The organism is Rhodopila sp. (assembly GCF_965277825.1).
Classification (GTDB): Bacteria; Pseudomonadota; Alphaproteobacteria; order Acetobacterales; family Acetobacteraceae; genus Rhodopila.
On the sequence record NZ_OZ255846.1, the window covers coordinates 3,468,600 to 3,483,342 of the forward strand.

Annotated in this window: 12 protein-coding genes; 1 reads left to right on the forward strand and 11 read right to left on the reverse strand. The window is 66.0% G+C overall.

Annotated elements, in window-relative coordinates:
• The first annotated feature begins 293 nt into the window (after positions 1–293).
• Complete coding sequence (locus tag ACQY4T_RS17075) at positions 294–1,259, forward strand: UDP-glucuronic acid decarboxylase family protein (RefSeq protein WP_428533033.1); 966 nt, start codon at positions 294–296, stop codon at positions 1,257–1,259.
• Here the strand turns inward: ACQY4T_RS17075 and ACQY4T_RS17080 are convergent.
• The 11 genes from ACQY4T_RS17080 to ACQY4T_RS17130 form a co-directional block, all read right to left on the reverse strand.
• Complete coding sequence (locus ACQY4T_RS17080; protein WP_428533036.1) at positions 1,256–3,559, reverse strand: glycosyltransferase; 2,304 nt, start codon at positions 3,557–3,559, stop codon at positions 1,256–1,258. The genes ACQY4T_RS17075 and ACQY4T_RS17080 overlap by 4 nt on opposite strands.
• A gap of 177 nt (positions 3,560–3,736) precedes the next feature.
• Positions 3,737–4,744 (reverse strand): ABC transporter ATP-binding protein, encoded by a 1,008-nt coding sequence (locus ACQY4T_RS17085; RefSeq protein WP_428533039.1) that lies wholly within the window; start codon positions 4,742–4,744, stop codon positions 3,737–3,739.
• Positions 4,744–5,775 carry an ABC transporter ATP-binding protein gene (locus ACQY4T_RS17090; protein ID WP_428533042.1) on the reverse strand — a complete coding sequence of 344 codons (1,032 nt, stop codon included), beginning with the start codon at positions 5,773–5,775 and terminating at the stop codon, positions 4,744–4,746. The genes ACQY4T_RS17085 and ACQY4T_RS17090 overlap by 1 nt, the downstream gene beginning before the upstream one ends.
• A gap of 5 nt (positions 5,776–5,780) precedes the next feature.
• Positions 5,781–6,752, reverse strand: coding sequence for an ABC transporter permease (locus ACQY4T_RS17095; RefSeq protein ID WP_428533045.1), 972 nt, complete (start codon positions 6,750–6,752; stop codon positions 5,781–5,783).
• Entirely contained in the window at positions 6,749–7,690 is a 942-nt protein-coding gene (locus ACQY4T_RS17100; protein ID WP_428533048.1) for an ABC transporter permease, read from the reverse strand. The genes ACQY4T_RS17095 and ACQY4T_RS17100 overlap by 4 nt, the downstream gene beginning before the upstream one ends.
• Before the next feature lie 166 nt (positions 7,691–7,856).
• Complete coding sequence (locus ACQY4T_RS17105) at positions 7,857–9,485, reverse strand: ABC transporter substrate-binding protein (protein ID WP_428533051.1); 1,629 nt, start codon at positions 9,483–9,485, stop codon at positions 7,857–7,859.
• An 898-nt stretch (positions 9,486–10,383) separates the two neighbouring features.
• Positions 10,384–10,695: an antibiotic biosynthesis monooxygenase family protein gene (locus ACQY4T_RS17110; protein ID WP_428533054.1), complete on the reverse strand. Its 312-nt coding sequence runs from the start codon at positions 10,693–10,695 to the stop codon at positions 10,384–10,386.
• Between the two features lie 249 nt (positions 10,696–10,944).
• Positions 10,945–11,607, reverse strand: a complete 663-nt coding sequence (locus ACQY4T_RS17115) for an HAD family hydrolase (protein WP_428533057.1) — start codon at positions 11,605–11,607, stop codon at positions 10,945–10,947.
• 7 nt (positions 11,608–11,614) lie between these two features.
• The gene (lpxK, locus tag ACQY4T_RS17120) at positions 11,615–12,595 is read right to left on the reverse strand and encodes a tetraacyldisaccharide 4'-kinase (RefSeq protein WP_428533060.1); all 981 of its coding nucleotides are present in this window, start codon (positions 12,593–12,595) and stop codon (positions 11,615–11,617) included.
• A 49-nt stretch (positions 12,596–12,644) separates the two neighbouring features.
• Positions 12,645–13,928, reverse strand: coding sequence for a 3-deoxy-D-manno-octulosonic acid transferase (locus ACQY4T_RS17125; RefSeq protein WP_428533063.1), 1,284 nt, complete (start codon positions 13,926–13,928; stop codon positions 12,645–12,647).
• An 86-nt stretch (positions 13,929–14,014) separates the two neighbouring features.
• The gene (locus ACQY4T_RS17130; protein ID WP_428533066.1) at positions 14,015–14,689 is read right to left on the reverse strand and encodes a lysophospholipid acyltransferase family protein; all 675 of its coding nucleotides are present in this window, start codon (positions 14,687–14,689) and stop codon (positions 14,015–14,017) included.
• Positions 14,690–14,743 lie beyond the last annotated feature (54 nt).

The following is a 14,743-nucleotide window of genomic DNA, read 5'->3' on the forward strand; positions in this document are numbered from 1 at the left end:
CAGAGGAGAGAGTTCTGGCCGATCCTTATCAAATGCCAGCGAACAGAGCTTGCATCGCAGAAATTGGCCAAAAAGGGGTATAGGCCCTAAACCAGCACAAAGGGGACACCGAAGCATAATGCAAATCTACCGCTCGGAATGTGTCATTACTTAATTACGCCGGCAGGTGTCTTGCGCCAACGCTCCGCTACGGTCAATGCTTTCAAAGTTCCGGCTCAACAAGCCAACCTGGATTTCGGGGCGCGTATGCCACTTGTGCCGTGATAGATCCTTGCTTACGCTCGGGCCTTACCATGCCCCTCACCCGCAAACGCATCCTGATCACCGGCGGCGCCGGCTTCCTTGGCTCTCACCTTGGCGAGCGCCTGCTCCATGAAGGCAACGACATCCTGTGCGTGGATAACTACTTCACCGGACGTAAAGACAACATTTCGCAGCTGTTAGGCAACAAAAATTTCGAGGCTCATCGCCACGACGTAACATTTCCGCTGTATGTCGAGGTTGACGAGATCTACAACCTGGCCTGTCCGGCCTCGCCGATCCACTACCAATTCGATCCAGTGCAAACCACCAAGACCAGCGTCGCCGGCGCCATCAACATGCTGGGCCTGGCCAAGCGGGTGGGCGCGAAGATCCTGCAAGCATCGACCAGCGAGGTCTATGGCGATCCCGCCGTTCACCCGCAGACCGAGGATTACCGCGGCAACGTCAGCACGCTGGGCCCGCGCGCCTGCTACGACGAAGGCAAGCGTTGTGCCGAGACGCTGTTCTTCGACTATTACCGCCAGCACAAGGTGCCGATCAAGGTTGCCCGCATCTTCAACACCTATGGCCCGCGGATGCACCCGAACGACGGCCGCGTGGTGTCCAATTTCATCATCCAGGCGCTGCGGGGCGAGGACATCACGCTGTATGGCGACGGCAGCCAGACCCGGGCGTTCTGTTACGTGGAGGATCTGGTTGATGGGTTGATCCGGTTGATGGCAACCGGGCCCGATTTCACCGGACCGATCAATATCGGCAACCCGCATGAGCTCGCCGTGCGCGAATTGGCCGAACGGGTTATCGCGCTGACCAATTCGCGCTCGAAGATCGTGCACCGGGCGCTGCCGCAGGACGATCCGGTGCAACGCTGTCCGGACATAACCCTGGCAAGGCGGGTGCTGGGGTGGGAACCGAGCGTGACGCTGGAGGAAGGGCTGTGGCGGACGATCGGCTATTTCGATGCGCTGTTGGCCGCGCCGTCCGGCGGAAGCTAAACCCTGTCGGCGGCCTGGCGCGTTTCGCGCAGCCGATCGCAGAAGCCCAGAAACTGGCCGACTCGGCGGTCCCAGCCGGATTGAGCGGCGATCGCGGTTCCGCCGGCGCGCAGATTGTTGCGCAATGCTTCGTCGTCGAACATCCGGATGATCGCCGCGGCGATGGCGGGCACGTCGTCACCGTCCACTACCAGTCCGTTGACCTGGTCGGTGACGGCATCGACGCTGCCGCCGGCGCGCCCGGCGATGACCGGCAGGCCACAGGCGTTGGCCTCCAGGAACACCAGCCCGAAGCCTTCGGTCTCGCCATCCGGCATCTCGCGGTTCGCCATGATGAACGCATCGCCCAGGCTGTAATGATCGGTCAATTCGTGGTCGGGGACGGCGCCGGCGAAGACCACGTTGCGTCGTAGGCCGTGCGACAAAGCGAGACGTTCAAGCTCCGGGCGGTAGCTGCCCTCGCCGACGATCAGGTAGACCAGGTCGGGAAACCGGTGCAGCACGACCGGCAGGCTCTCGATGACCCGATCGATGCCCTTTCGTGCGTAGAGCCGGCTGACCGTCAGCAGCACAGGGCGCTGTTGCAGCGCGTATCGCGCCACCAGATGCGCCGGCCGAGGCCGTGGCACGAAGCGCTCGCGATCGACGCCGTTCGATACCAGTTCGATCTTGGCCGCGGGAACGTCGAACATCCGCGTCAAAGTGTCCTGGGTGAACCGGCTGACCGCGACGATGCCGCTCGCGGCGGAAAACGCCCGCCGCCGCCGCTGTCCGCTCTGATCGTAGCGGGCTCGGGTGCTGATTTCCTCACCGTGGATGTAGATCACGGTTTTCAGCCCGAACAACCGGCGGCATGTCGCGGCGAGCCAGCCGCCGGCGACGAGTTCACCGATACAGAGCACGGCGATGTTCTCGGCGCGAACGATGCGCCGGATGCTGTTGAGTACGGCCAAGCGGATGGCGAGATCGGCCGCCAGGCCGCCGATGCGTTCGAGGATACCGGCATCTTCGGGCAGGAACTGAGTACGGAGCAGGCGGATGCGATGCACCTTGAACGGTGCGCGGCGATCGAACTCGCGCCAGCCCGGGATCGGCCAACCGCTGCGGTAGTCCTGTTGCGGCGCCAGCACCGAGACCCGGCCGCCGCCGAAACGGGCGAGGCTGTCGTAGACGATGGCGGATCCGCCATGCACCGGCGGGAAGGTGTTGGCGACGACCAGGCAGCGGTCGGTCCCGGTTTCAGGCAGTGGCGGCCGCGGCACCGCGGCCTGGTCGACCAGCGTGCCGGCGGCAAGTTGGTCACGCAGTTCCTGGGCGGACAGGAACACGCCGCCCAGTTCATCGCGGAAGAAACTCAGAAACCCCGAAAGCCGGTCGAGAAACACGGCCAGGTCACGCTGGGTGCGCACATATGGGGTATTTCCCGGTTGCAACGACGGGCTGTGATAGCTGAGGGTGAAAATCCGCTCGCCGCGCCGTAGCAGCGCCCGTGTCAGGCGCAACATCGCCGCGAGGTCGGACCCTTCCGGCGACAGTGTGACCCGCTCCAGCAAGCGGGCGCGGGCCAACAGCCCGGCGGCGCGCATCGTTCGCAACGGCTTGCGCTGGGCCACGCCGTAGGCGCCGGGTAGTCGGTGGGCCAGTAATCCAGTCAGGTCGCGGGTGACCGGCAGTTCCAGCAGCCGCCGGCCGGCGCCGAACCAGAACGGGCCGTAGCCGAAGGTTGAGAAATCCGGCCCGCCCAAGTGGGTGTAGCGGGTGCGCGGCATCAGGCTGGTATCGACCTCGAAGCCTTCGTCCTCCAGCAGCGAGGCGGTGGATGGGCCGAAGCCGTAGCGGCCGGCTTTGTACACCTTGGGCTGCAGATTGAAGTTTTCACGCACGGTCTGGGTCAGCCGGTGCAGCTTTTCCCGCTCCAACGCGGTAGGCAGGTTGCCTGGGAACGACTGCCGCTCGTGGGTTTCGGCGTGGAACGGGGGGGTTACCCAGGGATGCAGTTGGGCGCCGATGTCGCACCGCCCATCGGCCAGATAGCCGCGCAGCACCGAAGCGGCCGACGGATCGGAGGCAATCGGGTAGGTGACCAGGTAGGTCGGGCGGGCGTCGTAGCATGAAAATACCTCATGCGCCCGGTTCTGATAGCGGATCGAGGAGGTCTGGTTGTTGCGCGCGGAGACCGGACGGCCCCAGTGAAACTCCTCCTCGGCATCGACGATGATGCAGAGGATCGGCGGCCCGGGCGGCGGCCGGATCGGTTCGATCGCGGGAAACAGCGCGCCCGAATTTGGGGCGGAAAGCATATCCAGGCTCCTGACGTCCGGCACCAGCGCACTATCGGTTCGGGCTGAACCGATGTTGCTCTGCTAATCATTGGTCGAGAGGGCGATTCACGCTCTGGGTGATGTCACCCAAAGCGATCGCACTCCAAGGCTCAGGGCCCCTGCCCCTGATCGTCGGTCGGGTGGAACCCTGAGCGTTTATGCCGCAGTCGGAAGGATCTGGCCACCAGGAACTTCATCCAGGTGACATGCCGACACATGCCCGTCGCCCACCGGCCGCAGCGCCGGCTCCTCGACCCGGCAGCGGTCGTAGGCGAATGGACACCTGGTATGGAACCGGCAGCCCGGCGGCGGATTGATCGGGCTGGGGACATCGCCTTTCAGGATGACCCGTTGCCGTCGGGCGTTTGGATCGGTCACCGGCACCGCCGACAGCAGTGCCCTGGTGTAGGGATGGTGGCTGTTGGCGAACAGCGTGCGGCGGTCGGTCAGTTCGACGATCTTGCCCAGATACATCACCGCGACCCGGTGCGTCAGGTGCTCGACCGTGGCCAGGTCGTGGCTGATGAACAGCATGGCCAGCCCGAGTTCGTCCTGCAGGTCGGCCAGCAGGTTGATGATCTGCGCCTTGACCGATACATCCAGCGCGGAGACTGCCTCGTCGCAGATGATCAGGTCGGCACCGGGGGCGAGGGCGCGGGCGATGCCGATGCGCTGGCGCTGGCCGCCGGAGAATTCGTGCGGGAAGCGGTTGATCGCGTCGCGCGGCAGGCGGACCTTGTCCATCAGCGCGGCGACTTTCTCGTTCAGGTCCCTGCGGCCGTGCGCCAGGCCGAAATTGATCAGCGGTTCGGCCAGGATATCGCGCACCTTCATGCGCGGATTGAGGCTGCTGAACGGGTCCTGGAACACCACCTGCATCCGTTTGCGCATCATCCGCAGCTTGCCGGCCAGCATGTTGTCGATACGTTCGCCGCCGAGATAGACCTCGCCATCGGTCAGCTTGAACAGCCGCAGGATGGCCTTGCCGACAGTCGATTTGCCGCAGCCTGACTCGCCGACCAGCGACAGCGTTTCGCCGCGGCGGATTTCGAAGGTGACGCCATCGACGGCGTAGACGTTGGCGGTGACCTGGCCAAACAAGCCGCCATGGATCGGGAAATGTTTCTTGAGGGCATTCACCTCCAGCAGCGCGCGCTCCGCCATTATGCCGGCACCTGCTGAGCAGGGGCGGTTTGGCCGGCGTAGTGGCAGGCGACGCTGTGACCGTCCGCTTTGGGCTCGATCGCCGGCGCCACCCGGCGGCAAAAATCGGTCACCATGTTGCAACGCCCGGCGAAGGCGCAGCCGACGATCGGCTTGCGCAGGCTGGGCACCAGTCCGGCGATCTCGGCCAGCTTGCCGCGGCCGCCCTGGTCCAGCGAAGATCCCAGCCTGGGCACGGCGCCAAGCAGGCCTTTCGTGTAGGGATGCATCGGATGGGCGAAGATCTGGTTGACCGCGGCTTCCTCGACCTTGCGGCCGGCGTACATCACCACGACCCGTTGCGCCATTTCCGCGACCACGCCGAGATCGTGGGTGATCAGCAGGATGGCCGACCCCATGCGGGTCTTCAGGTCGCGCATCAGGTCGAGGATCTGCGCCTGGATGGTGACATCCAGCGCGGTGGTCGGCTCGTCGGCGATCAGCAGCTTGGGATTGCAGGCCAGCGCCATGGCGATCATCACCCGCTGGCGCATGCCGCCCGATAGTTGGTGCGGGTATTCGCGCACCCGGCGTTCGGGAGCCGGGATGCCGACCAGGGTCAGCATCTCGACCGCCTTGGCCTCGGCGTCGCGGGCGTTCATGCCCTGGTGCAGGCGGACGGTCTCGCCGATCTGCTGGCCGACGTTCAGCACCGGGTTCAGGCTGGTCATCGGTTCCTGGAAGATCATCGAGATGGCGTTGCCGCGGATGGCGCGCATTTCGGCTTCGGATGCGGTCAGCAGATCGCGGCCCTCGAAGCGGATGCTGCCGGCGATCTTGCCCGGCGGCTCCTGGATCAGCCGCAGGATCGACATCGAGGTGACCGATTTGCCGCAGCCGGATTCGCCGACCAGGCCCAGGGTTTCGCCGGCGCCGATGTGGAACGACAGGCCTTCGACGGCGCGCACGACGCCGTCCTGGGTGCCGAAATGGGTTTGCAGGTTCTGCACTTCGAGAAGGTGTTGTCCGCTCCGCGGACCGGGCAGCGCCATGGGCGTTACAGCCGTTTCGCCAGGCGCGGATCGAGCGCGTCGCGCAGCCCGTCACCCAGCAGGTTCACCGCCAGCACGGTGATCGACAGGAAGATGGCGGGGAAGAATACGATAAAGGGTTTGACCTGCCACAGTGCGCGTCCCTCGGCCATGATGTTGCCCCAGCTTGGGATGATCGGTGGGGTGCCGGCGCCGATGAACGACAGGATGGCCTCGGTTATCATCGCCGAGGCGCAGATGAAGGTTGCCTGCACCATCAGCGCGGCCAGGGTGTTGGGCAGGATGTGCTTCCAGATGATGACCGGCACGCGGGTGCCCGACGCGATCGCCGCCTCGACATAGGGTTGCTCGCGCAGCGACAGCACCACGCCGCGCACCAGTCGCGAGACGCGGGGGAACTCGGCGATGGTGATGGCGATGACGACATTCTGCACCGAGGCGCGGGTCAGCGCCATCAGCGCGATCGCCAACAGCAGCGGGGGGATCGACATCAGGCCGTCCATCACCCGCATCACCACGGCGTCGAGCGGTCGGACGAAGCCGGCGACCAGGCCGATGAAGGTGCCGAGCACCGAGGCGCAGAACGCCACCGAGAAGCCGACGATCAGCGAGACCCGCGAGCCGTAGAGCACCCGCGAATAGATGTCGCGCCCTAGCATGTCGGTGCCGAACCAGTAGAGCGCCGATGGGTCGCGGATGCGCTTGGCCGGCGCGAGCGCGGTGGGGTCCTTGGTGCCGAGATAGGGTGCGAAGATGGCGATGAAGATCATCACTCCGAGCAGCAATCCGCCGACGAAGATGGTCGGATGTCGGTAGATGAAGCCGGTGATCCGGCCACGCTGCTTCGGCACCGGCAGTATGGCGGGCAAGTCCGGTGCCGCGGCGTGATCCCGTTCGGCGATGTCGCGGGCATCGTAGAGCGGACCGGTGAAGCGCGAGCCGGTATGCGTAGAGTGTTCTGGGGTTGTTGCGCTCAATAGCGGATCCTCGGGTCGAACAGGGTGTAGAGAAGATCAACCCCCAGGTTGATCAGCACGTAGACGAAGCTGAACATCAGCACGACGCCCTGGATCACCGGATAGTCACGCCGCAGGATGGCATCGACGGTCAACCGGCCGAGGCCGGGGATTGCGAACACGCTCTCGGTGACCACGGCGCCCCCGATCAGGGCGGCGAAGCCGATGCCGATGACGGTCACGATCGGCACCGCGGCGTTTTTCAGCGCATGGACGAACAGCACGCCGCGCTGGCCGACGCCTTTGGCCTTGGCCGTGCGCACGTAATCCTGCGACAGCACATCCAGCATCGTGGCTCGGGTGATCCTGGCGATCAGCGCCATGTAGATCAGGCCCAGGGCAATGGATGGCAGGATCAGGTTGCGCAGGAACGGGATCAGGCCGTGGTCGATCGGGGTGAAGCCCTGCACCGGCAGCCAATCCAGGCGCAGCGCGAAGACGTAGGCCAGCACGTAGCCGACGACGAAGACCGGGGTGGAAAATCCCAGCACCGCGGTCATCATCACCGTTCGGTCGATCCAGGAGCCGTGTTTCCAGGCCGCGAGGACGCCCATCGGGATGGCGAGCGCCAGCGACAGGATCAGGGTCAGGATCATCAGCGACACGGTCGGCTCGATGCGCTGGGCGATCATGTGGCTGACCGGCAGGTTGGTGAAGATCGAGGTGCCGAGGTCGCCGTGTAAGACGTGCCAGAACCAATCGAAGAAGCGTACCAGGAACGGTCGGTCTAGGCCGAGCGAGGCTCGGATGTGCTCGACGTCGGCGGGGGTGGCCTGGTCGCCGGCGATGATTGCCGCGGGGTCGCCGGGGGCGATGTAGAGCAGGCTGAAGACGAACAGGGCCACCAGCAACATGACGGGAATGGTCGAGAGGATGCGGCGGAGGATGTAGGACAGCATCAGCTTGCGGTCGTTTGCAGGAAGGCCGGGGCGCTGCCCTGGACCCGAAAAGGGGCCGACGGCCCCTTTGATCCCGATAATGGTATGGTGGTGGCGCGGTGGGCCGGGCGAGCGGGAATGGGTTTGGATTGCCGCGGCTGGCTTACCTGATGGGGTCGGGACACGCTCACGCTTTGGTTACGTCCCAGAACACCGGGAATGGCGCCTTGACCACGCCGGAGATATTCGTCCGCCAGGCCTGGTAGCCTTTGAAGAAGCCGGTCGGGACGTAGACCGCGAAGTCCATCGCCGCCTTGTTCAAGTCGGCGATGGCGGTTTTTTCCGCCGCCAGGTCGGGCGCGGCGTACCAGGCGGCGATCTTGCTCTGCACCAGGTCCGATTTCGGCCAGCCGAACCAGGCGGTGTCGCCGCTGCAATCCAGCGCAATATAGGGCGCCGGGTTCACGCAATCCGCGCCGGCGTGCCAGGTGTGGAAGATGTTCCAACCGCCCTGCGACGGCGGGTCCTTTTTCGCTCGTCGCTGGCCCACGGTTCCCCAGTCCAGCGCCTGATAATCGACGTTCATGCCGACCCGCTTCAACAGATCGGCGGTGACGTCGCCCTGGGCCTTGGTGATGCCAACATCGGTCGCCACCAGCAGCACGATCGGTTCGTTCTTGTAACCAGACTCGGCGAGCAGTTTTTTCGCCAGTTCGTAGTCGCGCTTGCCTTTGAGCGGCTCGCCGCCGTTTTCGGTGTACAATGGCGTGTCGGGGGTGAAGAAGCCTGGGAGGCTCTTCCACAGGGTTGGGTCGTCTCCGACGACCGCGCCCATATAATCCTCTTGGCTGAGGGCGACCTGGATCGCCCGTCGGGCGCGCACGTCATTGAACGGCGGATACAGGTGGTTGATCCGGAACGAGCCGATATTGCCTAGCGGATCGGCGATATCGACCGCGACACTTGGGTTCCGCTTCAGCAGCGGGATCAGGTCGGAGGACGGTGTCTCCCACCAGTCGACCTCGCCGTTCTGCAGCGCGGCGGCAGCGGTGGCGATGTCGGGCACGATCTGCCACTCGATCCGGTCGAAGTTGATGCGCTTGCCGCCGCCCAGCCAGCTCGCCTTCTCCGTGCGTGGGGTGTAGCCGGGGAACTTCTCGAACACCGCCTTGGCGCCGGGCACCCATTGGTTCTTGCTGAAGCGCATCGGGCCTGAGCCGGTGTAGTCGGAAATCTGCTTGAACGGGTCGGTGGCGGCGATGCGTTCGGGCATGATGAATAGGGTCGGCGTGCTGCTCTTGCCGAGCGCGAAGAGCATTTTGGGGTAGGGTTTGTTGAGGCGGAAGCGGAAGGTTCGATCGTCCACCGCCTCCAGCGCGTCCATCTGCTTCTTGATCGGGCCGCCCATGGTGGCGTCGCGCGCCATCCAGCGGTTGATGCTGGCGGTGACGTCCTTCGCCCGCACCGGTTCGCCGTCATGGAATTTCAGGCCGGGGCGCAGCTTGAAGGTCCAGGTCTTGAAGTCGGCGCTGGCTTCATGGCCCTCGCACATCTGCGGCTGCGGCTGCAACTTGTCGTCGACGCCGTAGAGCGTGTCCCAGATCAGCAGCGCGGCGTTGCGCACCACGTATTGCGTTGTCCAGATCGGGTCGAGGTTCGCCAGATTGGCCTGCGGGATGAAGCGCAGCGTCTTGGCGTCGGCGGCGAGCGACAACCGCGGCGCGGCGAGGGCGCCACTCGCGGCGACGGCGGCGGTCTTCAGCAGGCCCCGGCGGTTGATTCCATTGCTAATTCTGGTGGCGGTCGCATTGTCCATGGTCGACCCAATCCCCGAGTTCTTGATTTGCGTCATACGCTATCGCAGACCACGCCTGCGCAAGGTGCATGAGTGCGGCGCGAAACGCCATAGTGCTTTCTGTTCATGTTTGCGCCCGGGATGCGGCATGGCGGCCGGCATTTGCGGCGCTCGGCGGCGGGACGCGAGGTGGTCAAGCGGGCGTTTGCCGCCAGGGAGCGACGCGGGGAGCAATGGAGGCAGTCGGGGAAGACCGTTGCTTGCATTCCGTCTCCGTCACCGGATACGGACGTCGTCTCCCTGTTGGCTCGCTGACTTGCGGAACCTTTCGACTGATTGAACACGGGATCTTGGCGGCGGCCAAGGGGGGGTGTGACGAACCGGTGTCAAATCAGGGTAATCGCATTTGGATTTCCGTCGGCGCTGTTCGACGGACGCGGCGTATCACCGGCCGGGCGTGCCCACTGGACGCGGCGTGACCAAGATAAGCGGTTTGGAACCGCTGATGCACGCCGATAGGTTATGCTGGGTGCAAAGGCCTTGCGGCCTTGCCGCATCCGTGGTCCCCAGCATCGTGGGTTTCCGGCATGGAGCGTTCACGGCAAATGCAATTGCCCTGGGTGGCGAATGGCTGCCGCAGTCAGTCGAGACAGTAGCGCAGGACGATGGCGCGCATCACCACGCCGATCGTCGGGACCGGGAACACTATGACCGCTAGCACCAGCATCTGATGGAGGCGGATCGAGCCCGATCAACCGCGGCGGACCGAGCGATCGCTCGACCCGCGCCAGCGCGGTGACCCGATGAGGCGATCTGGCGCGCAGGGCCGCGGTAATCCGATGGGAATCCGCTGGCACCAGCTGCGGGGGTGGGTCCTTCCCGAGGGAAGCGTAGGGTGCGGCGTGATGGGCAGGCCGGTTCACTCAACCGTCTGGATGACTTCGAAGCCCTCGAACTCGGGATGGCCAAGGTAGAGCGGCTTGTTGGCGCCGGCGCTGCTGTGCGCCTTGCGGAACGCATCGGATGTGGTCCAGGCCTCGAACGCCGCCTTGTCGTGCCAGATGGTGTGGGAGGAGTACAGCACGTGATCCTCGCGCGTCGGTCCGCGCAGCAGGTGGAAGGAACCGAAGCCGGGCACGTCGCGCAGATGGGTATCACGGGAGGTCCAGACCTCCTCGAAAGCGGCCTCGGCCCCGGGCAGCACCTTGAAGCGATTCATGGCGATGAACATCAGGCGGTTTCCTTCTTAGTGAATGATAGGCGTAGCCGAATGACAGCAGGATTGCCGTGACCGGCGAGGCAAGGCAATCCCGCCTTCGCACTCGGTCGTGACGCGCCTCGCGGGACGGGCCGGGCCGGCAGTGGGCGGGACCGGCAATGGGCGGGACCGGCAATGGGTGGGATCGGCAATGGGTGGGATCGGCAATGGGTGGGATCGGCAATGGGTGGGATCGGCGATGGGCGCCGGCGTTGCGCTGTTTCAGTTGATGAGCGTTTGGCGATCCAGCGACAGCAGATCGCCGATCGCGTCGATAGCGATGTCGGCTGGCCGGCGGGTGCGCAGTTCTTGCGGATCGGAGGCGTAGTGACCTTGGCGCGGGAAGACGGTGGTGACCCGCTCGCCCCATTGCGCCTTCAGTGCCTCGAGGATGCGCAGTTTGTCGTCGATCATGACGTAGTGGCGCGCGGGATACAGACGCTCGACATCGTCCAGCGCCTGTTCCTTGTGGACGTAGATCAGCACGTTGTCGGCGAATGCCTGCCATAGACCGGAGCGTTCGATCTTGCGCGGCTGGAAGGCGGCGTCACCATCGGACAGGATGACCGTCGGTCCCCAGTTGGACACGTGACGCACCACGTCGAGAGCGCGGGGGTAGAGCCGGTCGGCGAACGGATAATCCGCCAGCCAATTGGCGATGCGCAGGATCTTTGGGTTGTGCAAGTCCTCCAGCCGATAGAGCTGCAGCGCGCCGAGGTAGTCGGCGTAGCCGAGGCGACCGCGCAAGTCTTCAAACAGAGCGAAGTATCGGTCGCGCGCGAGTTGGCCGTAATTGGTGCTGAGGTGTTGGCTGAGGTCGCCCTGGATATGGTCGTTGTCCAGCAGCGTGTTATCGACATCGAACAGGAAGACCACGTCGTTCATGCCGGCATTAACGCACGTCGGAGGGGACGTCGGCGATCATCCTTTCGAGAAGTTGATCGCGGGCGGCCGGTTCACACCATTCCAGGCCGACGCCGACAACGGTGACCTGGTCGCGGATCGCGGGCGGCAGGCGGACGGCGTCTTTCGGCGTGGTCACCGCCACCGCGAGCCGCTGTCTCGCCTCGCGCAGCAAGTCTTCTAGCTGGCGCTCGGTATAGGCATGGTGGTCGGGAAACCGGCGAACGGCCACCAGCGTGGCGCCGGCGGCGCGCAGCGGTTCGAAAAACTTCTCCGGTATCGCGATGCCGGCGAAGGCGAGCACGCGCCGACCGGACAGCGCGGCGACGGCGTTGTCCTGCACCAGGCGGGCGTGCAGCAGCGGCAGGGTGGGCGGCAGACAGGCGCCGGCGTTGGTGAGGTCGGCACCGATCATCACCGCTGCCTGGCAGCGGGCGGCGGCGGCGGTCACTGGCTCCCGCAATGGGCCGGCCGGCAGTACCCGGCGGTTGCCGAAACCGCCGCTTCCGTCGATCACCAGGATCGAGAAAGTCTTGCGCAAGGTCGGATTCTGCAAGCCGTCATCGAGCAGCAGGATTTCGGCTCCGGCGGCGACGGCGGCGCGGGCGCTGGCGGCGCGGTCGGCGCCGACCCAGGTGGGGGCGACCTGGGCCAGCAACAGCGCCTCGTCGCCGACCAGGGCAACGCCGTCGTCCGGTGTCACTCGATGCACACCGCGCGCGGCGCCGCGATAGCCACGCAGCAAGACATGGACATTTCGGTGTGACAGGCGGCGGCCGAGGTCGAGCACCAAGGTGGTTTTGCCGGCGCCGCCGACGGTGACGTTGCCGCAGCAGATCACCGGGACTGGGGCCTGCCAGCCCGGACGCGCGACGCGCGCCGCGGTGAGCCCGGCGCCGATGCTGGAGAGCGGCGAGAGGACGCGGGCGAGGATGCCGTCGCTGGACCAGAAGGATGGCGCCCGGGGCATGCCGGGGGTCAGTGCGCCGGCCGATGGCGGCAACGCCGTGCACCCACGGTCAGCTCGGCCCCGATGCTGAGCACCCGGACGGGTGGCTGGACGCCGCGTTGCCGGGCCGTGCGGGCAGCAGTGACAGCAATGCCTCGGCGGTGACCGCGGGCAGATCCTGATGGCGACGAATCGAGGCTGCGGCGTGCTTGGCCAGATCGCGGCGTTGCGCTGGATCGCGCAGCATGGTGGAGACGAATTGGGCGAGTGCCGGGGCGTCGGGGACCTCGACCAAACCGCCGGCGTCGCGCAGCAAGGCGATATGGTCGCTGAAGTTTCCGGTGTATGGCCCGACCGCGATGGCGCAGCCCAGCCGCGCCGGCTCCAGCGGATTCTGTCCGCCGCCGGGGGCGAGCAGACTGCGGCCGACGAAGGCGATCGGCGCCAGGCGATACCAGAGGCCGAGTTCGCCCATGGTATCAACGAGCCAGATGCCGCCGGCGGGTGGCGGCCCCTGCCCTGCCGCGCGGCGCGGCGCGGCGAGGCTGGCAGCCAAAGCGGGGCCGCGGTCCGGATGGCGCGGCGCGATGATGGTCAGCAGGTCGGGATGGATCCGCGCGAGTTGGCGGTGCACATCGGCGATGAGGGCTTCCTCACCCGGATGGGTACTGGCGGCGAGCCAGACCGGGCGGCCGGCGAGGGTTTCACCCAGGTGGTCGAGCTCGGCCTGGTCGACCGGCAGTGGCGAGGCGGCGAATTTCAAGTCTCCGGGGCTTTCGACATGACGAACGCCGAGCGCCTTCAGCCGCTCCGCGTCGTGGTCGCCGCGCGCTTGGATCCGGGTGAAGGATTGCAGCAGACAGCGGGCGAAGCGCGGGGCGCATTGCCAAAGCCGGAAGCTGCGATCCGACATCCGGGCGTTGACCAGCATCAATGGGATGCGCCTCGTTCGGCAGGCGGCAAGCTGGTTGGGCCACAGTTCGCTCTCGACGAAGCAGGCGGCGTCGGGACGCCAGTGCGACAGAAACCGATCCACCCAGGATGGCACGTCGAGCGGGGCGAAACGGTGCAGAACATCGCTCGACAGACCCTGCTGGGGGAGGCGTTGGTCCAGCAAGGCCTGGGAGGTCACGGTTCCGGTCGTCAGCAGCACCGTGACGCGATGGCGCAGCGCCTGTAACACCGGCAGGATCGACACCACCTCGCCCACGCTGGCGGCGTGGACCCACAACAGCGGGCCGAGTGGGCGCGGCGTGGCGTCGATGCCGCGGCGTTCGGTCAACCGAGTGGCGATTTCCCGGCCGATCGCGGCGCGACGGCGCAGATTGAGCCGCAGTGCCGGGGCCAAGAGCATGGCCGCGACGGTCCAGCCGGTGGCCAATGCGCAGGAACTCGGGCCGGTGGTTCGGTCGGCGGGCCTGATGGTGGTGCTCTGGTGGATCATGCGGGACAGAGGGCCACGGCTCGATCGGCGGTCTGGTTGAGCGCCTGGGTGATCGCCGGGACGGCTTCGCGCCAGCCGTCGCGCGGCACGGCGATCGCGGCGCCGCAGACCACCACGCCCCGACCGAACGGCAGCGGCACCGGCATGCGATCCCAGGTATCGAGCTGCACACGTCGGCTGGTGCGCGCCGCGAGCGGCACCACCGGCACGCCTGACAGCGCGGCGAGCTGGGCCAATCCGGGGGCGGCCTGGCGCAATGGGCCGCGTGGCCCGTCCGGGGTTATGCCGATCAAGGCGCCCTGCCCGAGCACCAGCAGAAGGTTGCGCAAGCCGGCGGCGCCGCCTCGGGTGGAGGAACCGTGGATCGGCAGGATGCCGAATCGGCGCATCACCGCGGCGATGAACTGGCCGTCGCGGTGCTGGCTGACCAGGGTGTGGATCGGCGTCGGGCGATAGAACGGCAGCGTGCGGGCGATCAGCGAGAGTGCCGGCATCAACGGCAGGAATTCGTGCCAGAAGCCGAACACCGCGGAGGCGCCGGCGGCGAACGGGCGAAAATGCTCCTGCCCGTCCAGCGTCCAGCGCGTGGTACGCAGCGCGAAGCGGAGATAACCGGCCAACAAGGCGGCCAGCATGGCCTGAGCCGTTGGAGTGCGCAGCAGGGATTTCATTGCCGTGTCGGATAGCACGTGACGGCGAAGTTACGGAAGTGAGTGCGGTGCTTT